This window comes from Shewanella halifaxensis HAW-EB4 (assembly GCF_000019185.1).
GTDB lineage: Bacteria > Pseudomonadota > Gammaproteobacteria > Enterobacterales > Shewanellaceae > Shewanella > Shewanella halifaxensis.
The window spans coordinates 5,065,044-5,090,286 of sequence record NC_010334.1; the positions used below are offsets into that span (position 1 = coordinate 5,065,044).

The window sequence follows — 25,243 nt, forward strand, 5'->3', positions numbered from 1 at the left end:
ATTAATACCGATTGATATAAGAACTAGATAGGTAATCGACCTTGATAGGTGAGCGGGTAATAGCCTTGGCTGTCCTTCTTGCCTAAGAAAGATAGCGCCTTCTTCAAGTCATCTGGCTGAGTGCTTACTTCGCGGATCTTAGCATTCACTTGTACCATCTTGTTATCGGCTAATACGATGCTGCCATCAAGGCCTAAAGCATTAAGCTTTTCATCTGTTGTCAGTTCAACTTTACCGTCGAGACAAGCCAGACCCAGTGCGATATCCCCTAACGGGTACTTACCGAACTGGTTAGTCACATTGACTTGGTTCAAAAACAACTTGCCCGATAGCTGTTCACACCAAGGTAAGCCTTGCTCAAAGTTATCAACCAACACACTTAAGTCACCATTTACTTTGGTTCTAAAAGGTAAGTTAGTACGTCCTAACAAGAAGCTACTCGGCGCCTCAAATCTTAAGCCACTGACATCTAAACCGCTTAGTGAATAGGCTACTGTTCCCTTACCGTTTACCGCGCTGGCTCTGCTCCCAATAACCACATCGGCCTTAACGGTGCCAGTCAGTAAAGACCAAACATTAAGATCCCAGCTTATCATCTCCACTTGGCGCTTCTGCACACTCAGCATATCTATTTTGCCCGCCCAAACCGTGCCAGATACACCACTAATAGCCACATTCTTTGGCAAGGGGGCCAGCTTTACAGCGACACTTGCCGGAAATAACACCACTAAAAAAACTAAGTAGACTAAAAAGCCCAGTGCAATCATTTTTGCTAATTTCACTACAACACCTTACTTGGACAACTGAATACGACGAACATTAACGTAACCTGGGGTGTCAGACTCGGCTAAGTCTATACTTTCTAACGACAATCCCTTGTTCTGTACCAGTTCATTCAAATAATTTAGCAAGGTATCGAAAGGCACTTCATCCATCCACACTTGAATTTTATTCCCTTGTGGCTGCATACGAGTAATGGTGAGTCCAAATGCGCCTGCTGCTTGGTTAACTGCCGCACTTAAACTGCCTCTAAATACGTTACTACTACCACTTTGTTTAAGTCCTGCAATACGATTAGCGGTTTGCTTAACGTAGTTTAGCGTACTCTGTTGGCCCTCTAATCTGCGCTGAGCCTCATCTTCCGCATTCGCAATCGGAGTCCAAATACCCCAATACAAGATACCGATGACCAACACCACACCACAAGCCGCAACCATTTGCTGCTCACGTAGTACTAATCCACCCCACCAAGCTTTAAAATTTTCCATCTTATTTGCTCCTTATGGTTAAGGTGCTGGTGACCTGAGACTCACCACTGTTCATCGCACCCCCATCGAGCTTGAAAGAACGCGCAATGATCTCTTTAAACTTTTCAATCTGCTCATAGTTCTTGGCTGTAACCTGCATGCGGATTTCATTACGGTTACTATCAAAACGCAATGTTGTCGGCTTAAGTGCTGGTACTTGAGCAAATGCATCTTGCATACCCTTGAGCATAACAAAAAATTCGCTGCCACTGCCGCCACCTTGAAGGGTACGCACGTAACTCCCCATCTGTGAGCGCAGGTTCACCACGCGTGAACTACCAGGCACAACTTGCTTATAAATCTGCTCGCTTTGTGCCTGTAACGCATCGGCGTCGCTATTCATCTGATGAATATTCAGGCCTTTATTCACCAGGGCTAAAACGATGACTACAGCAAACGCGATAGCCGTATTACGCCACAAGGTTAGATGCTTGCCATACTCTTTCTTGGGTTTGTAAACACCAGAAAGCAGGTTCATAGGGGCATTCAACACGCCTCTAGCCAGCACTAACATGGGTAGATCAAGTGGCTGAACTTTGACTTCCGTGCCCGCTAATTGCAGTTCGGTATAACCCGCTACGGTAGTTTGCGCGTTGTCTGCCACGGTAAGCAGCTGTGGCAAAGCCACATCCAACCAGCTTTGACTCAAACTCACACCGCTACCTTCACCGGTGCGCAGTAAAATCTCTTTGCCAAAACTCATGGCAGCCCAGTCACACTCAGCCAATGGCAACGCCAAGCAGTCGGGTACGATACATTTTGCTTTAAGACCGGCATCACTAAGCCATTCAAGCCATGCTTGCATCTGCTCATGAGCAACCACGGCAATACTCAAGGCATCACCATTTCGCGGCCCTGTTACAAAGTGCAGTTCATCAACATTTTGCGCAAGGTTCTCTTCCAGCATGAAAGGCAGTGCCTTTACCGCTTGGCGCTGGCTTTTCTCTGGTAGCTCAACTTGAGTTAATGTAATACTTGAGGCTGGCACTAATATGTCAACCGCACGATTACCCGCTCTTTCAGTAAGAGTTGATAGTGCACTGGCGTCGCTAAGCTCACCAGAACCTATAATTTCTTGTTCCTGCTCAGACCAAACTAGCCAAGAGCAGGGTTGCTCGGCAGTTTGTCCTAAGCGGATAAATAGTCTTTCACTCACTGATCTGTCTCCACAAGTCTCTTTAAGCTCGTTTAAAGGACCGTTGTTATTTTTGCCCACCAAATTGGCGGGATAACACTTCTAATTTGTTACTGTCGCCATACAGCACGCTTTCTAATCTAAATACTGCGGTATCCACTTTTGCCCCAGCCTCGAGTAAGAAGTATTTACTCGATACCCCAAAGCTCGACTTGAGCTTGGCGTCACTGGCTAATGAAGCGATGGAGGAGTTTTCCCAAAACTCTTCTATCTTGTCATAACCGTCTAGCGGGCGTTGATTGATGATGCTTTCAGCCTCGCCCACCGAAATCTTATTATCAAACATACCTGCAATTAACGCCGCCTGCTCTACGGGTACCGTATTGACGTTTAACACCTGAGTGGTATTGCCGGGTATTGCACACACATATGGCGCCAGTTTTAAGTAAATATCTTGGGTAAAGCCCATCACAGCACGTAGTTCACTCTTATGGCTCATCAAGGTATTAGCTGCTCGATAAGGGACATTTCGTGACTCATATTCTGCATCTTCGGCGCCATAGGGGCCGGCAGTCTGATCTTCATCGATATAATCTTTAGCTGTTTGCGCTAAGCGCTCAGCAGCGAACTCATCCATCCCTAGCGCTACCAGCAGGCCTTTAAATTGCACCGCAGGCAAAGGCATTTTAGGCTGACCATTCTCGACTTTCTCACTGGGTGCAGATAACGAGTTAACATTAAAACAGGCTCTCATATCGCTAATTTTACCGGCAATCTCGCCCTTTTCTGCGGGAAATACCACATCGGCCTGTGCCCAATACTGCTGCAGGTGCACAGTATCAGAGTCATCTAAGTCTTGTTTCAGGACCTTTTTAGCGATCTCTTCACCCGAAATAGCATACCAAAAGGCTTGATCATACTGCGCCATGTTCAGGGTGCGTCTAACCGACAACTGATTACGTGAAGTAATATTAGTGGCAATAATTGCCACCATAGCCACAATCAAGAGTACAACAATCAGAGCGACACCGCGTTGCTTAGAAGGCATCTCTATTCACCTCCACCTTGGTTGTTGCCACCGCTGCCGTTGTCGTCAGGCTTGGAATCATCGCCGTTATTACCGTTGCTATCGCCGCCGTTATTATTGCCACCATTATCGCTGTCATCACTGCTGCCAGCTGGCGCACCTTTAGGCACTAAAAACTTACGCTGCACTTTGCCGATATCTTCAAACTCGATTTCTATGGCAATAGCTTTAGGTAACTTAGTCGCATCAGTCTTGCGTTCCCACTTATCGTCCGTGAAAAAGGCATATTCAACCGAAATGACCTTATCCATAATCACTGTTTTGATCGGCTCGGCACCAATTTCAGGCTCTGGGTAAGGGTAATACCAACGCTGTAACTGGCCTTCCATCACCACATACGCAACCGATTGCAAGCTACCTCTAGGCAACAACCCGTCGGGATTTAGCCAGCCTAAACGAAAAAATACTAATGACTCGGATTCTGAGTCGAGCATATTGCTACCCGTCTGAAAAACCGTGGTTCCTCTGCCACCCTCCAGTAACCGAGGAGTGCGAGCAACCATTTGATTTAAATCGCGTTCAATCACACCAAAACCTTGTTGCATCGCCTTTAATTTGGCGGCAAAGTCTCGGGTCGCTATATCGTTTTTCATCACGGTACTCAGCACGGTATTTGCCGCTAATCCTAGCATTGCAAAAATGGCGATGGCGATCAGCATCTCAAGCAGCGTAAAGCCGCGTTGAGTCTTAATCCGCTTTAAGTACATAACTGCTCACTTCGGCAATGACCCGTTTAAATCGCTCGTCATCGCTGATACTAATACGGATCATTCTAAAATTATCATCGGTCGTTTTGATGACCTCTTTACGCCAATACCAATCTTGATTGGCTAACTCGACTTGACCATCTTTACGGCCAATATCAGGAAACTTAGGGTCTAACCTAGCATCGACCATCTGGTTGTGTGCAACCCATTGCGCCATGGTGCGCTCTTCTAAAATAGGCATATTGGCAATCTGATCACCCAAGCTCTTAGTGATCGATACCGCGGCGATAGAAAACACGGCTAAAGCAACGATCACTTCCAGCAGGGTCATGCCTCTCTGTTTAATCTGCCTGTTCATAGGACTTCTTCATCTTCAAAGCCCATCCTTAAGCGTCCCAAAGCATCACCAAAGACAACCACTTCGATATCTTGCTGCATCTCATCTTCGCTAACGAAAGACAGCTCAAACGCGCTCATCTCACCACTAGGGAATAACATGATTTGTGGCTCAGGGAATTTTTTCTTATCATCGGCTGATTTTTCAATCAGCGGTTCATCAAACCAAGAGTCTTGCTCTTCATCTTCCTGAACTAATGGTAGACCATCCAGCACCAATACCATCTCGACGCCCGGCTCCATTTGACGCTCGGCCAGCAATCGGTCTTGCTCTAAAGGCTTCCACTTTCCTTCATCGTAATAAACAAATTTATAACTGCTATCTTCTATCACGATGCCAACGAAATGCCCGCTCAGCACAGTTTCATCCAGCACCATTTCGGTAGCCATCATAAATTGCTGTGCGGTTCGCTCAAGCGCTTTTTCTTTGCTCGCTCCCCCCATGCTTAAAGTCACCGCTGTCGCAGCAAGCCCCATAAGCAAAACAACGAGCAACACCTCCATTAAGGTGAAGCCCGTTTGGCGGGTTAAGTTAACTCGCGGCAAGATCATCTTATTGGAAGTTCTGTAGGTTCCAGTTACCGATATCATCTTCTGTACCTGGCTGGCCATCTGGGCCCGCACTGAAGATATCTAACTTACCGTTTTCACCAGGGCTCAATAGCAGATAGTCACTACGCCATGGATCTTGCGGCAAACGCTTAACATAACCATCGGCACGATAGTTACGTGGCTCAGGAGAGATAGTTGGCTTTTGCACTAGTGCTTCTAGACCTTGCTCTGTTGTTGGGTAAACACTGTTATCCAACTTATACATGTCCAAGGCATTTTCTAATGCAACAATATCTGAAACCGCTTTTTGTTGGTCGGCTTTATCTTTGTTACCCATCAAGTTAGGTACAACCATAGAGGCTAAAATACCTAAAATAACGATGACCACCATGACTTCTAAAAGAGTAAAACCTTGTTGTTTATTACGTGTTTGCATTAACTACTTCCTTAAACTAAAAAACTCACACACTGCCACCAGATAAGTTGGAGCTGAAAGTGAGTATTAACCACTAATCATATTATTCAGCGCCAAAATTGGCTGCAAAATAGCAAGAACAATAAACAGAACCACTGCCGCCATGCTAACAACTAACATAGGTTCAAACACCCCTAAAGCTATCGTCACGTTAGACTCAAACTCTCGGTCTTGGTTATCGGCGGCGCGCTCAAGCATCTGCTCAAGCTGACCACTTTTTTCACCAGAGGTAATCATATAGAGCATCATAGGCGGAAAAAGTTTAGTGTTGGCTAGTGCAGTGCCCAAACTCGTGCCTTCTCGTACCCGCAATGTTGCGTCTTCAACAGCCGCTTTCACTTTGACGTTAACCAGTACATCGCTGGCGATGCGCATCGCATCGAGTAGAGGGACTGAACTGGCAGTCAAAATACTCAATGTACGGGCAAAACGCGCTGTATTAAGGCTTTTACTCACCTTGCTGATCACAGGTAAGCGCAGCAACATGCTGTCGTATATCATGCGATTTTTAGGGGTGACTAATAAACGTTTAGCAATAAAGAACAGGCCGACAATGGCGACTAATACAATAAGCCCATAATCGCGGATAAAGTCAGATGATGCGATCAATAACTCGGTCGTCCAAGGAAGCTCCTGCCCCATATGCTCGAACTGACCAACAACTTGCGGCACAACCGCAGCAAGCAAGATAGCAATAACACCTATGGCGACCACTGTCAGCACGATGGGATAGATCATCGCCTGGGTCATTTTACTCTTGAGCTGCTGGCGACGTTCGGTGTAATCGGCAAGACGATTGAGCACCACTTCTAAGTGGCCCGACTTTTCGCCAGACGCCACCATAGCACGATATAACTCATCGAAAATATGCGGAAACTCAGCCATGGAATCGGCCAGACTATAACCTTCAACCACGCGTGAACGCACCGCCATCACCATACTGGCTAAACGGTCTTTCTCACACTGTTGACCAACGGCCTTTAATGCTTCTTCAATGGGTAGACCCGCTGCCACTAAGGTCGCAATTTGGCGGGTGATCAGCGCAAGCTCGGCGGTAGAGATGCCGCGTTTTAGAAAACTAAAGCCGGCAGATTTTGCCTTACTCTCTTTCTCAACCACAGGAGTAATCTCCAGCGGCATCAAGCGTTGTTCTCTTAACTGGGTGCGGGCATGTCTGGCGGTGTCGGCCTCGACCACGCCCTTTTGCTGCTTACCCGTCTTGTCTAATGCTTTGTATTCAAATGCGGGCATGACTACTCCTCTCGAGTGACTCGCAGCACTTCTTCGAGGGTGGTTTTACCCGCAAGCACCTTACTCATACCGTCGTGACGAATACTCGGTACTGATTGACGAATGTGTTTCTCAATAGCGAGCTCGCCTCGGCCAGTATGGATAAGTTCACGCACGGTATCATCGACGGTTAATAGCTCATGAATACCTGTACGGCCACGATAGCCATTATGACCACAAGCCTGACAGCCTTTAGCGCGGAAAATAACCCGCGGATCGTCAGCGGTAATACCTAACAATTCTCTTTCACGATCATCCGGGGTGTGCTCCTCTTTACAGCTTGAGCACAGAGTTCGAATAAGACGCTGCGCTAGCACACCGAGTAAACTCGAAGACACAAGGAAAGGTTCAACCCCCATATCTTGCAGACGAGTAATGGCGCCCGATGCGGTATTGGTATGTAAGGTTGAGATAACCATATGACCAGTAAGTGACGCTTGAACCGCAATCTGTGCAGTTTCAAGATCTCGAATTTCACCAATCATCACCACATCAGGATCTTGACGCAAAATAGCACGTAAGCCACGAGCGAAAGTCATATCGACCTTAGTGTTAACCTGAGTCTGACCTATGCCTTCAAGCTCATATTCTATCGGGTCTTCAACGGTAAGAATGTTGGTGTCTTTTGAATTCAGCTCGGTAAGACCCGCGTATAGCGTGGTACTCTTACCCGAGCCTGTCGGACCGGTCACCAAAATAATGCCGTGAGGTCTACGGATAAGTTCATCAAACTGATGACGTACAGACTCGGTCATACCGAGCTGCTCTAAATCTAAATTACCCGTATTCTTATCAAGTAGACGCAGTACCACTCGCTCACCATGACTTGATGGCATGGTAGATACACGCACATCGACGGCGCGACCGGCGATACGCAGCGAAATACGGCCATCTTGCGGTACCCGTTTTTCGGCAATATCGAGACGCGCCATAACCTTGATACGTGATACCAACAGAGATGACAGCTTACGATTAGGTTTAAGGACTTCTTTCAAAATGCCATCGACACGGAAGCGAACAATCAACTGCTTCTCATAGGTTTCGATATGAATATCGGAGGCTTCTTCTTTGATGGCTTCAGATAATAGTGCATTAATTAACTTAATAATCGGCGCATCATCATCACCCTCTAGCAGATCTTCAGTTTGCGGTAGTTCTTCGGCAAGAGTGAACAAGTCCATCTCATTACCGATATCTTCCATCATCTGCTGCGCTTCAGAAGAGTTTGCCTGATAAGCTTGTGTCAATCGCGCCTCAAAGGCAGCGTCTTCTAGCTTTATCAGTGGTAACTCTTTACCGCAGTAGCGGCGCACTTCCAGCAGGGCACTCAGTGGCGTGCCTTGAGTATAATATAGCGACAACTTGCCTTCATCATCGACAGCAAGCGCAACCTTAAAGCGATGGGCAAAGGCAAACGGCAATCGCTCTTTGCTGCTCGAATGGAAGACTTGATCGGCTTCTTCCTCAGACACCAGCCCAAGCTCACTCGATACTTGCGCTAGCTCTTCATCGACCGGAATTTGATTATCATTCATCGCTTGAATCTTTATCCGTACCAGTATGTTCTAACTCTGTCGACTGCTTATCCACTTCAGCAGCATCGGTATTCTTACTGTCTGAAATACTCTTAAGTGTCGGATCGGTTTGACGCATCTTAGTATCTAAGCCTTTACCTTCTTTGTAACGGTTAAGTACTTCATTGACCTCTGGTGGTAAATAATCAGCCTGATTCCACTCTTCGAGGATTGGCACATCGGTATTTGGCATCAAGTTAACGCCGCGCTCTTGCTGTTCAAGCTGTAATGCGCGGAAGTAGTTATACTTACGCCCTGCAATGCCTTCCATGGTGATACCGTCACGAATAATCGTCGGCTTGATAAACACCATCAAGTTGGTTTTTTTCTTACCACTCGAAGACGACTTAAACAGATGACCGATAATTGGGATATCGCCTAAGAACGGTACCTTCTGTACCGACTCTTGCACCTCTTCTTTAATTAAACCACCTAGCACCACGATCTGACCCGAGTCGGCCATAACCGTGGTGGTTAAACGGCGAGTCGCGAAGGTTACGTCGACACCCGTTTTGCCGTTAATACCTGACACTTCCTGCTCAATAGTCAGCTTAACGGCGTTACCTTCGTTAACCTGAGGGACGACTTTAAGCTTTACGCCGACCTCTTTACGTTCAACGGTTTGGAATGGATTACTGTTACCGTTACTGGAGTTTTGGCTACCGGTCAAAATCGGCACTTCGTCACCGACGATAAACGAGGCCTCTTGGTTATCTAAGGTAGTGATAGATGGCGTTGCTAATACGTTTGACTTGGTATCACTGGAAACCGCTTGGATCAAGGCACCAAAGTCACCCATAGCCACGCCCCATGCCATACCGTTTACCTTGCCTAGCGCCTGTGCCAATAGCGTAATGTCACCACGGGTATCAGGGTTCTCGGTACAAGTGCCGTCGTTACAAACGGTAGAACCTTCTTCACCTTGTGCTTGCCAAATACCAGCACCAATTTCACCAATGGTAGGGCCTAGATTATTAAACTGGGTACCACCGCCAGCTTCTGTGGCCCACTGCACACCAAAGCCAACATCATCACCTTCAGCGACTTCGACGATAATCGCTTCAACCAATACCTGTGCACGGCGTATATCCAATTGATTAATGACACTCTCAATGGTGCGCATCTGATCAGGCTCGGCGCTAATCACCAAGGCATTGGTATCGGTGTGAGCCATAATATTAATTTCGTTACGACGTTTGCTGCCGCCACCTTGTGGCGCGCCCTTGTCATCAACAAGCTGCTCAGCAAAACCGGTTAATACTTCAACTAAATCTTCAGCCTTGGCATAACGCAGGTAGCGCACCTTGGTGTTACCTGTGGTTGCCTGCTCTGCATCGAGCTTCTTAATGAGTTTAACCACACGCTCACGGCTCTTCTCATCGCCACTGACAACTACCGCGTTAATACGCTCATCGGCCACCACTTTTGGCGCCTGACCTGGCATCTGTGCCTGATTCGCAGTAGAGCGATAAAGGGTATCGATGATACGTACAATTTCACCCGCAGAAGCGTACTCAAGCCTTACCACCTCAACGGCAGTATCACCTTGCTTATCTACGCGGCGTACGATTTCAACTAGCTTATTCACTACGGCCGCACGGCCAGAGATCATCAATACGTTTGAAGGGTCATAATTAACAACGTTACCACCGCCAGCGTTATCATTTAGCTGGCGCAATAAAGGGGCAAGTTGCTTGGCCTCGGTGTTATAAAGCGCGACGATACGGGTGACCATCTCATCACCGAGTCCTGGGGCACTATCATCGGCGACGCGAATTGATGCGGTTTTAGCATCTTTATCCTTGATCACCTTGATGATGTTGTTGTCCATTTCGACAACAGCATAACCGTAGACTTGTAAAACATTGAGGAAGAATTGGTAGTACTGTTCGTCGTTAAGAAGATCATAACTACGGACGTTAATTTTACCCCGAACGGTTGGATCAACAATAATAGTCCGTTCCAAGTTTTTACCAACAATGTTGATAAACTCTTGAATATCGGTGCCTTTAAAGTTAGCCGCATATTGCTCAGACCAAGCAAGCTGAGGAGCTAATAAAGATGCCCCCATAACCATACCGGCGATTAGCCTGCGTCTAATCCGCTTATTATTCATTGCTATTCTTCCCCTAAAACCTTCCGTTGCGGCAAACTCAATTGGTATTACTGCAAATTCTATTGTTATTTCCCGCTGCGATTACTCTGGCAGACTAAACATTATCTCTATCAACTGACCATCACGCTCAACCATTAAGGCGACTTCTGTCATCTCCGGCAGCTGCGCCATGACTTCTAATGCCTGCCCCATATCGGTCAAGTCATAGCCATTAATCGATTTAGCTAAATCATTCGCTTTAAAACCTGCTTGCTTAAATAGTTCACGATCTTTACCCGGATTGAGACGGTAACCCGCTAGCTCTCCACCGCTCTTAACCGGTGAAATAGACAGATAATCGGTGATCTTACTCGGATCGGCTAAGATCTCTTCGCGAGACTGACTTAACTCAGCAGCCACGGCACGATTCTTACGGTTGTCGATAGTCTTACCTTTAGAAACGCTCTTGGCTTTTTGCAAGTGCTGATTAGCCGCGCCGTTAGTATTATATTCTAGACCATCTAACATCAAGGTCTCGTAGCGACCGCTATTAGTGATAATAATTCGGTCGGCGTAGACCTCTTTTAACGAGGCCGACGTGCCTCTGATCTTGTCACCTAAACCGTAGGTATCTTGGCTACCGCTTGAAGCAATAACCGCTAAGCCTTTCTGTTCAGTAGTCGATGCTACTACGCCAGTCAGCTGGATAGATAAAGAGGTTTTAGGGGCATCGGTAATGATCTCTTCAACCGGAGCGGCTTTAGGCTTAGCACCCGCGGCATCAGGCTGACCAAAAAGGGAGAGTTGTTGTAAACCGAGAATGTTGACTTGACCGCTAGCATTGCTTGCCACAGGAGTCGGCACCCAGCGTGTGGCAGCTGAGTTATCTGGAACTAACTTCCAAGTAATTTGTGCTAACAAATATAGAGCGATCAATAGCCCTAGGCCAAATACCGCCGTACTGACTGGTTTTTGAGGCACTCCAGCCGCTTTAGTTAAAAATTTATCGAATAAATCCATATTTAAGTGGACCCTCTTTGCAGGCCTCTGTTCTGATTATGATAATTTAGCAAATCCTGACTCATGCTAACCTACACTGCTTTTGGCAACAAGCCCATAACTGCAGCAATGTTGGCGATAATTGAGCAGATATGCTAACTTTACGCGCCTAAAAAGGGTGTGAAGCCTGCCACTATTTTACCAGCGAGAAAGTAAAGATTTGTATATTACTGCCGAGCTTGTGAGCTTCACCCAGCATTTTAATTTAAATTAATCTAATCACTGGAGTCGCTCATGAATAGCAACGAGCAACAAGCCATTCAAGTAAGGCTTGATAAATGGCTCTGGGCCGCGCGTTTTTATAAGACGCGAGCCATCGCAAAAGAGATGATTAATGGTGGTAAAGTACACTATAACGGCCAGCGCACGAAATCGAGCAAATATGCCGAGGTAGGTGCCACCATCAGATTAAGACAGGGCTATGACGAAAAAGAGATTGTCATCGCTAAACTGTCAGAATACCGTCAAAAAGGGTCGATAGCACAAACCCTTTATGAAGAGACACCGCAAAGTATAGCCAAACGAGAGACCTATGCCGAGCAAAGACGTTTGAATATTCTTAATAACCCCGCTCCCGATCAGAAGCCGGATAAGAAGCAACGTCGTCAGATCATGCGCTTTAAAGAAAGCTAAAAATTGGAAATCCGAAATGAACGAACAGATGAACAAAGATAATTTATACCGCTACCTATTTGAAAATGCCAGCGTACGCGGTGAATTGGTACAGCTACAAAGTAGCTACCAAGAAGTACTTGCGGCACACGAATACCCATTAGTTATTCAGAAGCTATTGGGCGAGCTAATGGCTTCAACGTCACTACTAACCGCAACATTAAAGTTTAGCGGTGACATCAGCATCCAACTGCAAGGCGATGGCCCGGTATCGTTAGCGGTAATTAACGGTAATAACCTACAACAGCTTCGTGGCGTATCACGCTGGGACGGCGAAATTAGTGATGATGCCAGCCTGCAGCAGATGTTTGGCAAAGGCTATATGGTAATCACCCTAACCCCTAATGACGGTGAACGTTACCAAGGTGTAGTTGGCTTAGATAAAGAGACCTTAGCTGAATGTTTAGAAGACTATTTCGAACAATCAGAGCAGCTACCGACTAAGATCAAGTTGTTTGCCGACACTAAGCAAGCCGCAGGCATGTTTCTGCAAGTATTGCCAACCGACGGTAACCACAACGAAGAATTTGAACACCTATCGATACTCACTGAAACCGTTAAGCAAGATGAGCTATTCACTCTTGAAGTCGAAGAGATATTACACCGCTTATACCACGAGGAAGAAGTGCGTTTATTTGAGCCTGTAGCAGTCACATTCAAATGCACCTGCTCAAGAGAGCGTAGTGCACAGGCGATTCGCACCGTAGCAAAAGAAGAGATCTACTCAATTCTTGCAGAGTTAGGCAAGGTAGAGATGGGCTGTGAATATTGCAATAGCAAGTATGCCTTCGGCGCAATCGACGTTGAAGCTATCTATGCCAATGCAGCAAGTAGTGACGTTACTCAATAATTATTGAGAGCGGCAACCTAAATTAAAGGCGCTCATTGAGCGCCTTTTTTATTCTAAACTTCGCCCTCTAAATACTCAAAAACTTCAAGAAAAGTGTTTTCACTTCACTTTTTTGTGTTTTTTTTGATCTTGCCCACATATTCATATCTGCATACGTTACAATCGCCCTAAATAAAAGCTGGCACTATAGATCAGCATCTAATTCTGACCTCACTGATGGAGACCTTACCGATGGCGGATGGATCAAACCGCGAGTATCTTAACCTTTCAACAGGCCAGCTTGTCGAGCTTGCGTTAGCACGCGGGGAAGGCGAATTGACCGCAAATGGCGCTTTAGTTGCAAAGACTGGTGAACGTTCAGGTCGTTCCCCTAACGACCGCTTTATCGTCAAAGAGCCGGGCTCTGAAACCGATATCGAATGGGGCTCAGTCAACAAGCCTTTCGAAGCCGATGCGTTTACTGCGCTTTGGAACCGAGTTGAAACCTTTCTGGCAGATAAAGACACTTTCGTATCGAACCTCGAAGTCGGTGCGAGCAAAGAGCACTACCAGCCAGTAAAAGTCACCACTCAGTATGCTTGGCACCAACTATTTGCTCGCAATCTATTCATCGTACCAGAAGAGTTTAACGCCGCCGACAAGCCCGTGTGGCAGATCATGAATGCACCCGATTTCGAGTGTGTTCCTGAGCGCGACGGTACTCACTCTGATGCCACCGTTATTATCAACTTCGCCGAACGCAAAGTGCTTTTAGCAGGGCTTAAGTACGCTGGTGAAATGAAAAAGTCGATGTTCTCGGTACAGAACTTTCTGCTACCCGCTAAAGGCGTACTGCCGATGCATTGCTCGGCAAACGTCGGCAACGATGGCGATACCACTCTGTTCTTCGGCCTATCTGGTACGGGTAAAACCACTCTTTCGGCAGATCCTAAGCGCTTCCTTATTGGTGATGATGAACACGGCTGGGCGCCCGGTGGTGTATTCAACATCGAAGGCGGTTGCTACGCAAAATGTATCGACCTAAGCCAGAAGAACGAACCCGTTATCTGGGATGCCATCCGCTTTGGTACCGTGCTTGAAAACGTCGTGACCGATGAAAATCGTGTTCCTGACTACAGCAACTCAACACTGACTGAAAACACGCGTGCAGCATATCCTCTTGAGCATATTGCGCAGCGTAAACTGGATAACTGCGGCGCAGAGCCACACGCGGTTGTGTTCTTAACCTGTGACGTTTCAGGCGTATTACCGCCTGTATCTAAGCTCACTAAAGAGCAAGCGGCTTATCACTTCTTGTCGGGTTATACCGCTAAGGTGGGCTCTACTGAGATGGGGTCAACAGCCGCGATTCAGTCGACGTTCTCTACCTGTTTTGGTGCGCCGTTCTTTCCACGTCCAGCGGGTGTTTATGCTGAACTACTGATGAAGCGTATCGAGTCTTTTGGTAGCCAAGTTTACCTCGTAAACACTGGCTGGACCGGCGGTCCACATGGCATTGGTAAGCGTTTTGATATCCCAACGACCCGTGCCATTGTCGATGCCATCGTAAGCGGTGAGCTAAAAGATGTTGAGACTGAGTACCTAGAGAAGCTAAACCTTCATGTGCCGGTTGCAATTTCAGGCGTAGACAGCAAGCTGCTTAACCCAATCAACACATGGGAAGATAAGGCTCAGTATGCCGAGTTTGCTCAGCATCTTGCCGACAGCTTTAAGGCTAACTTCGAGAAGTATCAGGTACCAGATTCAATCAAGGATGCTGGCCCTAACGCTTAATGGCGTGATGCCTAGCACTCAATCTTGAGCGTAGCTCACATTAGAGATGACATTAGAGATTGCGTTCGAGAATAAAAAATCCCAGCCTAGGCTGGGATTTTTTATTGCCTAAGACCAAGCGGCGTAACCTACTTATAAATAGCTAAAAATATCAAACAAACCATCTTCCTCTCCAACCTCAATATGTAAAGCCTCGCAAACTTAAAGTAAAGCATGCTTGACTTATAATTGATAACCCTCTAAAGTTTAAGTCAAGCTTACTTTACATTAATAGAGTAAAAGACACGCAATACATAAGGAACTGTAACCATGAAGATCATCGAAGCTATCTGCGCCAAGGGCCTGCCAAAGCGCGACCTTAAAAATGCCAATCGAGTTAATCTGCTTGCGCTCTTTTGGGTCCTCACACTAATGATAAGCACCTTTTTAAGTGAGAATGAATTACTAAACAGCGGGCTATTAATCACCTTAGCATTTTGCATTCATACGCTTATCGGTATCGCCATGTTGGTATCCTATCGCCACTTTCTGGTACAACTCGATGAGATGGAGCGCAAGGTTCAGTTAGATGCACTCGCTTTGTCTGTAGGGGTCGCCATTATTAGCTTTTCCAGCTATTCAATATTGGAAAATAGCGCTATTGTGCCGCCTCTCAATGCTGCATATCTCATTGTGTTAATCGCTTTGACCTATATCGTTGGCATTATTAAAGGAAGGATCAGTTACCGATGAAAAACCGTCTAAAAGTGCTCAGAGCCGAGCGCGACTGGACTCAAGCCGACTTGGCTGAAAAACTAGAGGTGTCGCGCCAAACCATCAACGCCATAGAAAAGGGCAAATATGATCCGAGTCTACCCTTAGCCTTTAAAGTTGCTCGGTTATTTGAGATGCCAATTGAAGCCATTTTTGAGGACGAAACTGAACTCACCATGAGTTAGACGAATGACATTCAAGCACGACTTGATGCATGGTCTTCCCAAAATGCACACTATAGGTAGGCCTTAGGTTTCTCCCCGAAATCTAAGGCCTATCCATATCTGCATAAGATCACCCAAGCGCATATTTTGAAACAGTTACGCAGTTGCACTTATCGATATTTTATTGAAAGATAACGGCCTAATAATAATTAAAATAGCTAAAAATGGGTACCCGACTATGCGCTTAACTTCCCTATCGGCCATCGCCTTATTGGCGGCCAGCACCAGCGGTTACTGTTCCGCGGCAGCTCAAACAAGTACGACGCCTCAACTAGCAAACACCTATATCAACGATGAGATTTTGCCGCCGCTCACCTCTTGGCACGGTGGCAGTGAATCTCTCATCCTAGCGGCAGATTCAAAATGGGCGACACCATTTGAGCAAAACGGCCTTAAGACTAGCCCGAGCTATGATGAAACCTTTGCCTGGTTAGACAAACTGATAGCCGAGAGCGAGATGCTTAAGAAGGTGAGCATAGGCAAGAGCCCACAAGGTCGTGAGATCTGGATGATTGTCGCCTCCAAAGAGGGAGCGGAAGACGCAACTGCTTTAGCAAGTAATGGCAAACCGACCTTGCTAGCACAGGCAGGGATCCACTCAGGGGAAATTGACGGCAAAGATGCCGGCATGATGTTACTACGCGACATGGTGTTTAATGGCAAGGCTGAGCTACTTAATAACGCCAACCTACTGTTTGTACCAATTTTCAGTGTTGATGGCCATGAACGCTCAACTGAATATAACCGCGTCAATCAGCGAGGCCCGGTTAACATGGGCTGGCGCACCACAGCGCAAAACCTCAACCTTAACCGTGATTATGCCAAAGCCGACACGCCCGAAATGCAACATATGCTGCGAGCCATCAATATTTGGCAGCCGGATCTCTATATCGACGTGCACGTTACCGACGGCATCGACTATCAATACGACGTCACTTTTGGCTACAACTTAGCCCAAGGACAAAGCCCTGCGATCTACAATTGGCTAGAGAATAGCTATCGCCCAATGATTGAGTCTGCACTGTCTGAACAAGGTCACATTCCCGGTCCTTTAGTGTTTGCCATAGACAATACCGACATCACCAAGGGAATGTCATTGTGGAACGCAAGCCCGCGCTTTTCTAATGGTTATGGCGACGCTCGCCACCTACCCACAATTTTGATTGAAAATCACAGCCTAAAGCCCTTTAAGCAACGGGTGCTAGGTACTTATGTGATGCTCGAATCCAGCCTTAAAGCGATAGCCGACGATAGCACTAAGCTAATATCCGCCATTCAGCAGGACAGGTATCGATACTCACCTAGAGTGACCCTCACTTGGCAACAGGAGCAGCAAGCACAAGGCTGGGATTTTAAGGGAATAGGTTACACGTTAGAACAAAGCGCTATTAGTGGTAACGAGATTGTGCGCTGGAATGGTGAGCCACAGCTTTACCCAAACTTGCCCGTTATTGGTGGGACTAAGGCCGATATCAAAGTGAGCCGCCCAGACGCTTATTATATTCCACCGCAGTGGCAAGAGGTGATTGAACGCTTAAGTGTTCATGGCATTCGCATGACCACGCTAGATAAGCCTGCAGAGCTTAAGCTGCAGCAATATCAATTTACCAACCCAAGCTTTAACAACAGTGATTATGAAGGGCGTCAACAGGTCAAGGCCGAGGTCACTAGCCACGGGGTCGATGTAAAATTGCCTGCGGGTACGGTACGTATCGATACCAAGCAACCCTTAGGCGATCTCGCCATCTTGCTGCTGGAGCCGCAATCGCCGGATTCACTGTTCCAGTGGGGCTTCTTTAATCCAATATTCACCCGTACCGAGTATATTGAAAACTACGCGGTAGAGCCGTTGGCGGCAAAGATGTTAAAGGATGAGCCAGCACTACAAGCCGAGTTTGATAAGGCACTTAACGATCCGGAATTTGCTGCCAACCCTAGAGCCCGGTTACGCTGGTTCTATGAGCGTAGCCCCTACTTTGATAATCAATACCTAAAGTACCCAGTGCTTCGTGGTTTATAGCGTTTAAAGCAAAGAACCCAGTTTAAGCTGGGTTCTTGGGTTTTGTTTTCAGCCCTAAACCACCTACTTCAGTAGGTGATTATCATCAATTAAGCTTTACCTGAAATAAAACGAATGAAAGTTATGGAGTAGGCTATGTTTAATGGCTTATTAGCACACCGACTTTTTGTTGAAGAGAAAGTATCCATGAAGGCTCGCTTATCGCATCCCTGCGACACATGGCTTATAAGCTCATTTAAACATATCCACGTTAGACTCAGCGATACAGTTAAGCTTTGCTAGAAGTGCTGTGCAAGCTTCTAAATCAGGGATGATTTAGCCCATGTTTGAATAAAAGGCCTATAGGGATATATTTGCGGCGTCTTGCTAAAGCAGGATAGGAAAGCTCCCTTCTAGGGAGTCTGCTTTGTAACATATGGGCAAAGCCACCTTCTTCAGAAGGTGGATTCTTTACTTATTACTCAAATTTGGGCTTAACTTACCAGCATTAGCCTCTAGGTGCTGTTTTTAAGGCTTTTTAGTGGCTGATATCGCGTAGGTTAACGGCAGGCGCTGGCCCTGTTGCTCAACAAAATAGCGTTGACGTTGTTCAGTGCCTTGCGGCAATTCCACCTCTACCGTTTCTTCAGTTAAGCCTTCGAAACAGTTGTAGGGGCTAAAGGGGAATTCATTGAAGCTGTTTACCTCAAGGCCAGCCTTGATGAGCGCATTAATCACATCGGACAACGAGTGCGACCAACTCATAAAGGTATTGGTATCGTCATTAGCGTTCTCGGTATAGGTCACTTCATCCTCTACGTCTGGCGCATCTTGGTGAAAATAGCTATAGCCTTCAAATACCGCCTGAGCAGGATGGAACTCCACCATATAAAACTGACCACCAGCCACCAGCTTACTCGCGATAACTTGTGTCCACTTATCGAGATCCGGTAGCCAAACAATCGCACCGTAGGAAGTAAACACCAGATCAAATTGCTGTGCTACACGTTCTGTCACGCTATAAACATCGCAGCAGATAAATTCAGCATTCAGTTCTGCCTGCTCGGCAAGCGAGCGAGCTTGAGTGATAGCCGCTGATGATAGATCGACGCCGGTAACATTGGCGCCCATCCGAGCCCACGACAAGGTATCCAAGCCAAAGTGACACTGAAGATGCAGTAGGCTTTTACCTTTTACCTCTAAGTGAGCCAGCTCTATCTCTTGCAGTGAACTCGCTCCCTTAAGGAAACCTGCGACATCATAAAACTCAGACATCACGTGAGTCTGTACACGCCTATCCCAGCCTTGTTGGTTAACCGATAAATAATCCATCTCTGTTTCCCTACATAATTTTAAATCTTAGATTCTAGGCTTGAGCATTAGTAGGTTCTAGGTTCTAGGTTCTAGGTTCTAGGTTCTAGGTTCTAGGTTCTAGGTTCTAGGTTCTAGGTTCTAGGTTCTAGGTTCTAGGTTCTAGGTTCTAGGTTCTGCACTTTCAGCCAAGCCTTTGAGTAAATTAACTAATAATTGCACTTCCATCATAGTAAGTGAGGAAATTTACTACTAAGACAGCCAGCAACACAAAGATAACACATTCAAAACAATTAGATAACTTGTTGGCATGGTTACTGCTTATTCAGAGACAGATAAACATTAAAAGCAGCTTTGTTAAGCCTGCACTTAGATCTTGAGACGCTTAGACCTTAAGATCAAAATAATAAAAGGAAGTTACCCGATGAAATCAACCTCAACTCTGCTTGCCACCGTTATTGCTATTTCACTTTCCGGCTGCATCATCAATGTTAACGGTGCCAGCGCAGGGCCACTCAACCACCAGAAGAAACAATTACAAATTGATGCCACTCACATCGAAAGCTTAGTCGCCGAGACTGGCGCAGGCGATCTCAACATTCAGGGTGTCGAAGGGCTGTCGCAAATCATGGTTACCGCCGATATCTACACCTATGGCGATATCGAGAGTAATCTCAGCCTCAAGCAAAACGGTTCTAAAGCCACACTGATTGCCGAGTTCGATAGCAGCATTAACTTTCAGCGCTCACCCTATATCGATCTCACCATACAAGTTCCCAGCAGCATGATGCTAGATATCGACGATGGCTCTGGCGATATCGAAATCAACAATGTTCAGGCGAATATTACCTTAGACGATGGCTCTGGCGATTTGTGGATCAAGGGCGGTCACGACCTCAATACCCAAGATGGCTCAGGCTCTGTTGAAATTAGCAACACCACAGGCAAACTCACCTTAGAAGATGGCTCTGGCTCTATCACTCTTTCAGGCATTGGCGGCGATACCCATATTGACGATGGGTCAGGCGACTTAAACGTTAACAACGTCAACGGCCGCGTGGTCATTGACGATGGTTCTGGTGATATCGATGTTGATAACACTCTGGGTTTAAGCATTATCGAATCCGGTTCAGGTGATTTAAGCGTAGATAACATCAACGGCTCAGTCAGTATGCACTAAGTTTTTCGTATAAACGCCTTCCCGGCGCAGGGCTTGTTGCCGACTAGTGTGCCTAGCGGTCAGAGATCCTGACTACAAGAGCACTAACGTCAACAGTGCCCTGCCCAACTAATTGAATAAGAGTGCCTTATGAATAAAGTGAAACAGCTTTGGAAAGATAATCGTCAGCTAGTGCTATTCATTGTTTTAATGTCTGTTTGTAGAAGTGCTATCGCCGACTGGTACACAGTACCGACTGGATCTATGCAGCCTACGATTAAAGAAGGCGACCGTATTGTGGTAGATAAGATGGCTTATGACTTACGAGTGCCCTTTACTCAAATTTCATTAGCTACAACGGGTGAGCCAGAACGGGGAGAAATTGTCGTTTTTGAATCAAAAGCCGCGGATAAACGCTTAATCAAGCGGGTAATAGGCTTGCCAGGGGATAAAATTAGCTTAAGTCATGAAGTCCTATTTATTAATGGCAAGGCGTTGGATTATTCACTAGTAACCAGTGATCAGCGTGAGCTGATCGCCACAGAAAATCTTAATGGCTTATCCCATAGCATCCGTATTGAAAAGTATGCCAGCGATCAGTTAAGCAGCTTCGAAACGGTGACCGTCCCCGAGGGGCATTATCTGGTCATGGGCGATAACCGCCGCAACAGCGCCGACTCACGAGTGTATGGTTTTGTGCCTAGAGATGAACTTAAAGGTAAAGCAACCAGAGTCGCATTCTCTCTGGATGATGAAAACCACTACCTTCCTCGAGAAGAGCGGTTTTTCACTAATCTATACTTGGATTAAATCGCTGATTGTAAGCTCATCGGTGTCTGTAATAGCACTTGCACAAGATAACGTTGCACCAGTGACTATTCGACTCATCCCTCGATCAAGGCGAGCTTCTTAGTTCTAGGCCATCTCTTCAATGCTATCTCACGCTTGAGCGCATCGGAGCGACTACCCACGGTTTCCGAGTAGGCCAATGTCAGTGGCCCCTTGCCTCGTAGGTATTTAGCCGACTTAGCACTGCCACTCTGGTGCTCGGCAAAACGCCGAGTCACATCTGTAGTCACCCCAGTATAGAGATGACCGTTAGCGCAGCGCACCATATACAGAAACCAAGTCGGCTCTGTTTTTACAGCCTCTAAGGCGTTTGTAAGCTCAGAGCGACTTACAGGCTCATAGCGATCTGTAAGCTCAGGGCTACTTACTGGCTCAAGGCTGTTAGTCTCCGGTATTTGAACAATATCAGCCATTAACGGCTAGCACCCTCTGTCATTTTGCCTTGTTGAGTCGCCTTATCATCTAAGCCTAACAAGCCAAGGAAGAAGGCATACTCTTTCGCCGTATCATCATACTGGCGATAACGGCCACTCTTGCCACCGTGTCCCGCTTCCATATCGGTATCGAACAGCAGCATATTATCATCAGTCTTAAGGTCTCGCAGCTTGGCGACCCACTTAGCAGGCTCAAAGTACTGCACTTGCGAGTCGTGTAAACCTGTTGTCACCAACAGATGCGGGTAAGCTTGGGCGCTGATATTGTCGTAAGGGGCATAGCCAAGCATGTAGTCGAAATAGACTTTTTCATTGGGGTTGCCCCACTCGTCATACTCATTGGTAGTTAGCGGAATCGACTCATCGAGCATAGTGGTAACTACATCAACAAACGGAACATGTGCCGCTACGGCAAAGTAACGCTCAGGTGCCTGATTGATAACCCCGCCCATAAGCAGACCACCAGCGCTACCACCAGCGGCAACGACCTTATCTTTAGCGCCATAGCCTAGCTCTGTAAGCGCCTTGGTGACATCGATAAAATCGTTGAAGCTGTTTTGCTTATTCAACATTCTGCCATCGTCATACCATGCTCGGCCGAGCATCTCAGAACCTCGTACATGAGCTATGGCGTACACTACACCGCGATCCAGTAGGCTCAAGGCTGATGAGCTAAAGTCTGGCTCTACGGTATAGCCATAAGAGCCATAACCATATTGATACAGTGGATTAGTGCCGTCCTTGTTAAACTTGTCTTTACGATAAACCAAGGTCACTGGCACCTCTTTACCGTCACGCGCCTCGATAAACAAGCGCTCGGCTTGATAAGCATCGGCATCAAACTCACCCAGCACTTTTTCCTGCTTAAGTAGCTCTCGCTCATTTGGTTTAGCCAGCGCATATTCATACACAGACTCGGGCGTGGTTGGACTAGAGTAATAAATTCTTAGCTTGTCGCTTTGCTGGTTAGCGTTAATATCGAAGCCAACCACATAGGCTGGATCATTAAAGGCCAGCTCAAACTCTGCTTGACCATTAAACGGATAGACACGAATGCGGCTAATGCCTCTCTCGCGGGTTTGCACCACCATATAGTCGCTAAGCAGCAACACATCTTCAATACGAGAGTTCAGATCATGGGCGATAACATTTTGCCAAGCACTCTTATCCGCAGCTTGGTTAATCGCCACCTTCATCAAGCGAAAGTTGGTCGCCTGCCAGTTAGTCAGGATGTAATAGCTGTCGCCTAACTTAGACACCGAGTACTCATGCCCCTCTTCTCTAGGCAGCACGGGCTCAAACTGACCAAGGGGCTGCTTCGCATCGAGCATACTGACTTCGCTGGTCACCGTACTTTCGGCATGCAAGACAATAACCGACTCATCTAGCGATTTTCCTAAGCTGATATAGAAGGTGTCATCTTGCTCCTCGTACACAAGCACATCTTCTGATTGCGCCGTACCTAACTTATGGCGGAATACTCGATAACCCAGCAGAGTCTGCGGATCTTTGGCGATATAAAATAGGTGTTGATTATCGTTAGCCCATACGACACCACCATCGGTCCCCTCTAGCTTGTCGCTCATGAGCTCGCCAGAAGTTAAGTCTTTAAAGTACAAGGTATAGATGCGACGGCTTAATAGATCTTCACCAAAAATGACCTTGGTTTCATCTGGGCTCACCGACACCCCGCCCAAACCATAAAAATCCTTTCCCTCTGCACGTTCATTCACATCCAGCAGAATTTGCTCATTATCACTCTCTAACGCGATTTTACGGGCGATAACTGGGTATTCGAATCCCTGTTTGTAGTAGCGGTAATACCAATGTTGATGCCAGAAGTACGGCACACTCGACTCATCTTTATCTAAACGACCCACCAGCTCATCAAACAAACGCAGCTTAAGGTCGTTAAACTGTTTGAACTCTTCTTTGGTATAAGCATTCTCTGCGTTTAAATGGCTGATAACTTTTGGAGCTTTGCGATCATCATCTCGCATCCAGTAATAATCATCGACACGAGTGACGCCGTGAAGCGTCATGGCATGGGAAATTTTGTCGGCTTTAGGAGGCTCAACGGGCATTTTTGGGGTCATGTTATTACATCCAAGTAGCAATACAGCGCTCAGTGTGAGGGGAGAAATCAATTTCATTAACGCATCCTTGTGCAATCTCAATCGAAGTAATCCGTACTTTTAACTGGGGAAACTCATTAATGGCTTTCAGGTGACAGTTTTTGAACCATCTCGCCATTTTTACGCCCCAGCTTGTCATTTTATTTAAATAGGCGCAATATTGCGCCACTTGGTCGATTTGTTAATCAATCCATTAATATTCAGCCAAGTATAATTCTCAGGGCGGGGTGTAACTCCCCACCGGCGGTAAGTTATGGTGTGAATGTTGATCCCACTGTAAAAGCCCGCGAGCGCCTAGTTTACGCTATTAAATATCAATATTAATAGCTGCGAATATTAACTAGGGTCAGCAGATCTGGTAAACACTCCTTATCAATGACGCCCGTCACCGATAAGGTTGCACCTACTCCAGAGCCGACGGTAATGGGTACTGAACAAAGATGTTAGTACGCTAAGTCCGGATGAAAGAGAATATAAGATTAGGCGAGTAATCCATATGGCTACCATAGGCTTTGTGGTGCATTTTGCTCAGCTCTTATTATGCATATTTCTCTAAGCCAATAGTGTTGGCTTAAGTTATGTGTCATTTTCTATACGCCCTGATTCTGGTCACCCCAATGTCGTATATTAAGGATGTTATCCATGAATCAGTCTTTACTTGCCCCATATGGCAATGCAATCGAACGTGTTAATGCAGCACTAACCGCACTTCGCCAAGGCAAAGGTGTGTTAGTTGTTGATGATGAAGATCGTGAAAATGAAGGCGATCTGATCTACTCGGCAGAAACACTCACCAACGAACAGATGGCACTGCTTATTCGCGAGTGCAGCGGTATCGTTTGTCTCTGTTTGACCGACGAACGTATCGAGCAGCTACAACTTCCACCTATGGTGAGTGACAATAATAGCCAATATGGCACCGCTTTTACCGTGAGTATTGAAGCCAAACAAGGTGTGACCACTGGCGTATCTGCAGCCGACCGTGTCACCACTATCAAGACTGCTATTGCCGATAACGCTAAGCCTGATGACTTAGCACGCCCTGGCCACGTTTATCCATTGCGCGCTCGCCCTGGCGGAGTGCTAGAGCGTCGCGGCCATACCGAAGGCACTGTCGATCTAATGAAGCTTGCCGGACTTAAGCCTTACGGAGTGCTTTGTGAGGTGACTCTTGTCGATGGCACTATGGCTCGCCTACCTGAAATAATTGAATTTGGTCAGCAGCACGACATGCCAGTACTCACTATCGAAGATATCGTTGCCTACCGAACAACTCAGTAACCACTCTGAAGATACCAGCAGCCGCAACAGACTGCGGCTGCCATCCAGCCCAACCCACAAACACTAACTTATACCCACCTGGCATAACAAACATCACACTAGAATCTTTGATTTGGTTGCGGTTTG

At 46.6% G+C, this 25,243-nt stretch carries 24 protein-coding genes and 1 riboswitch; of the genes, 9 read left to right on the top strand and 15 right to left on the bottom strand.

The features are described from left to right. Positions 1–23 precede the first annotated feature (23 nt). The 12 genes from SHAL_RS21570 to gspC all read right to left on the bottom strand — a co-directional run bounded on the left by SHAL_RS21570 (position 24) and on the right by gspC (position 11,638). Positions 24–782, bottom strand: a complete 759-nt coding sequence (locus SHAL_RS21570; protein WP_041416174.1) for a type II secretion system protein N — start codon at positions 780–782, stop codon at positions 24–26. A gap of 9 nt (positions 783–791) precedes the next feature. Further along, positions 792–1,268, bottom strand: a complete 477-nt coding sequence (locus SHAL_RS21575) for a type II secretion system protein M (protein ID WP_012279209.1) — start codon at positions 1,266–1,268, stop codon at positions 792–794. A 1-nt stretch (position 1,269) separates the two neighbouring features. Further along, positions 1,270–2,463, bottom strand: a complete 1,194-nt coding sequence (gene gspL / locus SHAL_RS21580; RefSeq protein WP_012279210.1) for a type II secretion system protein GspL — start codon at positions 2,461–2,463, stop codon at positions 1,270–1,272. Between the two features lie 46 nt (positions 2,464–2,509). Then, positions 2,510–3,490: a type II secretion system minor pseudopilin GspK gene (gspK, locus tag SHAL_RS21585; protein ID WP_012279211.1), complete on the bottom strand. Its 981-nt coding sequence runs from the start codon at positions 3,488–3,490 to the stop codon at positions 2,510–2,512. A 2-nt stretch (positions 3,491–3,492) separates the two neighbouring features. Beyond that, positions 3,493–4,236, bottom strand: a complete 744-nt coding sequence (gspJ, locus tag SHAL_RS21590; RefSeq protein ID WP_012279212.1) for a type II secretion system minor pseudopilin GspJ — start codon at positions 4,234–4,236, stop codon at positions 3,493–3,495. Next, positions 4,217–4,594 carry a type II secretion system minor pseudopilin GspI gene (gene gspI / locus SHAL_RS21595; RefSeq protein ID WP_012279213.1) on the bottom strand — a complete coding sequence of 126 codons (378 nt, stop codon included), beginning with the start codon at positions 4,592–4,594 and terminating at the stop codon, positions 4,217–4,219. The genes gspJ and gspI overlap by 20 nt, the downstream gene beginning before the upstream one ends. Next, positions 4,591–5,223, bottom strand: coding sequence for a type II secretion system minor pseudopilin GspH (gspH, locus tag SHAL_RS21600; protein ID WP_012279214.1), 633 nt, complete (start codon positions 5,221–5,223; stop codon positions 4,591–4,593). The genes gspI and gspH overlap by 4 nt, the downstream gene beginning before the upstream one ends. Beyond that, positions 5,186–5,620 carry a type II secretion system major pseudopilin GspG gene (gene gspG, locus SHAL_RS21605; protein ID WP_012279215.1) on the bottom strand — a complete coding sequence of 145 codons (435 nt, stop codon included), beginning with the start codon at positions 5,618–5,620 and terminating at the stop codon, positions 5,186–5,188. Before gspG ends, gspH begins: the two co-directional genes overlap by 38 nt. Before the next feature lie 66 nt (positions 5,621–5,686). Beyond that, on the bottom strand, positions 5,687–6,910 hold the full coding sequence (gene gspF / locus SHAL_RS21610; RefSeq protein ID WP_012279216.1) for a type II secretion system inner membrane protein GspF: 1,224 nt from the start codon (positions 6,908–6,910) through the stop codon (positions 5,687–5,689). A gap of 2 nt (positions 6,911–6,912) precedes the next feature. After that, positions 6,913–8,484, bottom strand: coding sequence for a type II secretion system ATPase GspE (gspE, locus tag SHAL_RS21615; RefSeq protein ID WP_012279217.1), 1,572 nt, complete (start codon positions 8,482–8,484; stop codon positions 6,913–6,915). Further along, positions 8,477–10,639: a type II secretion system secretin GspD gene (gspD, locus tag SHAL_RS21620; protein ID WP_012279218.1), complete on the bottom strand. Its 2,163-nt coding sequence runs from the start codon at positions 10,637–10,639 to the stop codon at positions 8,477–8,479. Before gspD ends, gspE begins: the two co-directional genes overlap by 8 nt. 81 nt (positions 10,640–10,720) lie before the next feature. Beyond that, the gene (gene gspC / locus SHAL_RS21625; RefSeq protein ID WP_012279219.1) at positions 10,721–11,638 is read right to left on the bottom strand and encodes a type II secretion system protein GspC; all 918 of its coding nucleotides are present in this window, start codon (positions 11,636–11,638) and stop codon (positions 10,721–10,723) included. A gap of 273 nt (positions 11,639–11,911) precedes the next feature. Between gspC and hslR the strand changes: the two genes are divergently transcribed. From hslR to SHAL_RS21655, 6 genes are all read left to right on the top strand, one after another. After that, the gene (gene hslR / locus SHAL_RS21630) at positions 11,912–12,310 is read left to right on the top strand and encodes a ribosome-associated heat shock protein Hsp15 (protein WP_012279220.1); all 399 of its coding nucleotides are present in this window, start codon (positions 11,912–11,914) and stop codon (positions 12,308–12,310) included. 28 nt (positions 12,311–12,338) lie between these two features. Continuing rightward, a complete protein-coding gene (gene hslO, locus SHAL_RS21635; protein ID WP_041416639.1) occupies positions 12,339–13,199 on the top strand; it encodes an Hsp33 family molecular chaperone HslO in 861 nt (286 codons plus the stop codon). Positions 13,200–13,430: 231 nt separating this feature from the next. Continuing rightward, entirely contained in the window at positions 13,431–14,972 is a 1,542-nt protein-coding gene (locus tag SHAL_RS21640; protein WP_012279222.1) for a phosphoenolpyruvate carboxykinase, read from the top strand. Between the two features lie 309 nt (positions 14,973–15,281). Then, positions 15,282–15,704: a hypothetical protein gene (locus SHAL_RS21645; RefSeq protein WP_012279223.1), complete on the top strand. Its 423-nt coding sequence runs from the start codon at positions 15,282–15,284 to the stop codon at positions 15,702–15,704. Next, positions 15,701–15,910: a helix-turn-helix transcriptional regulator gene (locus tag SHAL_RS21650; protein WP_012279224.1), complete on the top strand. Its 210-nt coding sequence runs from the start codon at positions 15,701–15,703 to the stop codon at positions 15,908–15,910. The genes SHAL_RS21645 and SHAL_RS21650 overlap by 4 nt, the downstream gene beginning before the upstream one ends. Before the next feature lie 217 nt (positions 15,911–16,127). Next, positions 16,128–17,969, top strand: a complete 1,842-nt coding sequence (locus SHAL_RS21655) for a M14 family metallopeptidase (protein ID WP_012279225.1) — start codon at positions 16,128–16,130, stop codon at positions 17,967–17,969. Between the two features lie 507 nt (positions 17,970–18,476). On the opposite strand, the gene SHAL_RS21660 is transcribed toward SHAL_RS21655, so the two are convergent. Then, positions 18,477–19,280, bottom strand: coding sequence for a class I SAM-dependent methyltransferase (locus tag SHAL_RS21660; RefSeq protein WP_012279226.1), 804 nt, complete (start codon positions 19,278–19,280; stop codon positions 18,477–18,479). A gap of 403 nt (positions 19,281–19,683) precedes the next feature. Here SHAL_RS21660 and SHAL_RS21665 point away from each other — a divergent pair, with 403 nt between their 5' ends. After that, positions 19,684–20,439, top strand: coding sequence for a DUF4097 family beta strand repeat-containing protein (locus SHAL_RS21665; RefSeq protein ID WP_012279227.1), 756 nt, complete (start codon positions 19,684–19,686; stop codon positions 20,437–20,439). Between the two features lie 129 nt (positions 20,440–20,568). After that, the gene (gene lepB, locus SHAL_RS21670; protein WP_012279228.1) at positions 20,569–21,228 is read left to right on the top strand and encodes a signal peptidase I; all 660 of its coding nucleotides are present in this window, start codon (positions 20,569–20,571) and stop codon (positions 21,226–21,228) included. Positions 21,229–21,302: 74 nt separating this feature from the next. Here lepB and SHAL_RS22870 read toward each other — a convergent pair whose 3' ends face one another. Both SHAL_RS22870 and SHAL_RS21680 read right to left on the bottom strand, forming a co-directional pair. Further along, complete coding sequence (locus SHAL_RS22870; protein WP_012279229.1) at positions 21,303–21,680, bottom strand: GIY-YIG nuclease family protein; 378 nt, start codon at positions 21,678–21,680, stop codon at positions 21,303–21,305. Beyond that, complete coding sequence (locus SHAL_RS21680; protein ID WP_012279230.1) at positions 21,680–23,854, bottom strand: S9 family peptidase; 2,175 nt, start codon at positions 23,852–23,854, stop codon at positions 21,680–21,682. The genes SHAL_RS22870 and SHAL_RS21680 overlap by 1 nt, the downstream gene beginning before the upstream one ends. Positions 23,855–24,045: 191 nt before the next feature. Then, a riboswitch (FMN riboswitch) is annotated at positions 24,046–24,313 on the top strand. A 165-nt stretch (positions 24,314–24,478) separates the two neighbouring features. Between SHAL_RS21680 and ribB the strand changes: the two genes are divergently transcribed. Further along, positions 24,479–25,117 (top strand): 3,4-dihydroxy-2-butanone-4-phosphate synthase, encoded by a 639-nt coding sequence (gene ribB / locus SHAL_RS21685; protein ID WP_012279231.1) that lies wholly within the window; start codon positions 24,479–24,481, stop codon positions 25,115–25,117. Positions 25,118–25,243: the final 126 nt, after the last annotated feature.

Excerpts from the sequence above, each read along its gene's own strand:
- SHAL_RS21575 (WP_012279209.1), bottom strand. The coding sequence starts at position 1,268 with ATGGAAAATTTTAAAGCTTGGTGGGGTGGATTAGTACTACGTGAGCAG.
- gspK (WP_012279211.1), bottom strand. The coding sequence starts at position 3,490 with ATGCCTTCTAAGCAACGCGGTGTCGCTCTGATTGTTGTACTCTTGATT.
- gspJ (WP_012279212.1), bottom strand. The coding sequence starts at position 4,236 with ATGTACTTAAAGCGGATTAAGACTCAACGCGGCTTTACGCTGCTTGAG.
- gspI (WP_012279213.1), bottom strand. The coding sequence starts at position 4,594 with ATGAACAGGCAGATTAAACAGAGAGGCATGACCCTGCTGGAAGTGATC.
- gspH (WP_012279214.1), bottom strand. The coding sequence starts at position 5,223 with ATGATATCGGTAACTGGAACCTACAGAACTTCCAATAAGATGATCTTG.
- gspG (WP_012279215.1), bottom strand. The coding sequence starts at position 5,620 with ATGCAAACACGTAATAAACAACAAGGTTTTACTCTTTTAGAAGTCATG.
- gspF (WP_012279216.1), bottom strand. The coding sequence starts at position 6,910 with ATGCCCGCATTTGAATACAAAGCATTAGACAAGACGGGTAAGCAGCAA.
- gspE (WP_012279217.1), bottom strand. The coding sequence starts at position 8,484 with ATGAATGATAATCAAATTCCGGTCGATGAAGAGCTAGCGCAAGTATCG.
- gspD (WP_012279218.1), bottom strand. The coding sequence starts at position 10,639 with ATGAATAATAAGCGGATTAGACGCAGGCTAATCGCCGGTATGGTTATG.
- gspC (WP_012279219.1), bottom strand. The coding sequence starts at position 11,638 with ATGGATTTATTCGATAAATTTTTAACTAAAGCGGCTGGAGTGCCTCAA.
- hslR (WP_012279220.1), top strand. The coding sequence starts at position 11,912 with ATGAATAGCAACGAGCAACAAGCCATTCAAGTAAGGCTTGATAAATGG.
- hslO (WP_041416639.1), top strand. The coding sequence starts at position 12,339 with ATGAACAAAGATAATTTATACCGCTACCTATTTGAAAATGCCAGCGTA.
- SHAL_RS21640 (WP_012279222.1), top strand. The coding sequence starts at position 13,431 with ATGGCGGATGGATCAAACCGCGAGTATCTTAACCTTTCAACAGGCCAG.
- SHAL_RS21645 (WP_012279223.1), top strand. The coding sequence starts at position 15,282 with ATGAAGATCATCGAAGCTATCTGCGCCAAGGGCCTGCCAAAGCGCGAC.
- SHAL_RS21650 (WP_012279224.1), top strand. The coding sequence starts at position 15,701 with ATGAAAAACCGTCTAAAAGTGCTCAGAGCCGAGCGCGACTGGACTCAA.
- SHAL_RS21655 (WP_012279225.1), top strand. The coding sequence starts at position 16,128 with ATGCGCTTAACTTCCCTATCGGCCATCGCCTTATTGGCGGCCAGCACC.
- SHAL_RS21660 (WP_012279226.1), bottom strand. The coding sequence starts at position 19,280 with ATGGATTATTTATCGGTTAACCAACAAGGCTGGGATAGGCGTGTACAG.
- SHAL_RS21665 (WP_012279227.1), top strand. The coding sequence starts at position 19,684 with ATGAAATCAACCTCAACTCTGCTTGCCACCGTTATTGCTATTTCACTT.
- lepB (WP_012279228.1), top strand. The coding sequence starts at position 20,569 with ATGAATAAAGTGAAACAGCTTTGGAAAGATAATCGTCAGCTAGTGCTA.
- SHAL_RS22870 (WP_012279229.1), bottom strand. The coding sequence starts at position 21,680 with ATGGCTGATATTGTTCAAATACCGGAGACTAACAGCCTTGAGCCAGTA.
- SHAL_RS21680 (WP_012279230.1), bottom strand. The coding sequence starts at position 23,854 with ATGAAATTGATTTCTCCCCTCACACTGAGCGCTGTATTGCTACTTGGA.
- ribB (WP_012279231.1), top strand. The coding sequence starts at position 24,479 with ATGAATCAGTCTTTACTTGCCCCATATGGCAATGCAATCGAACGTGTT.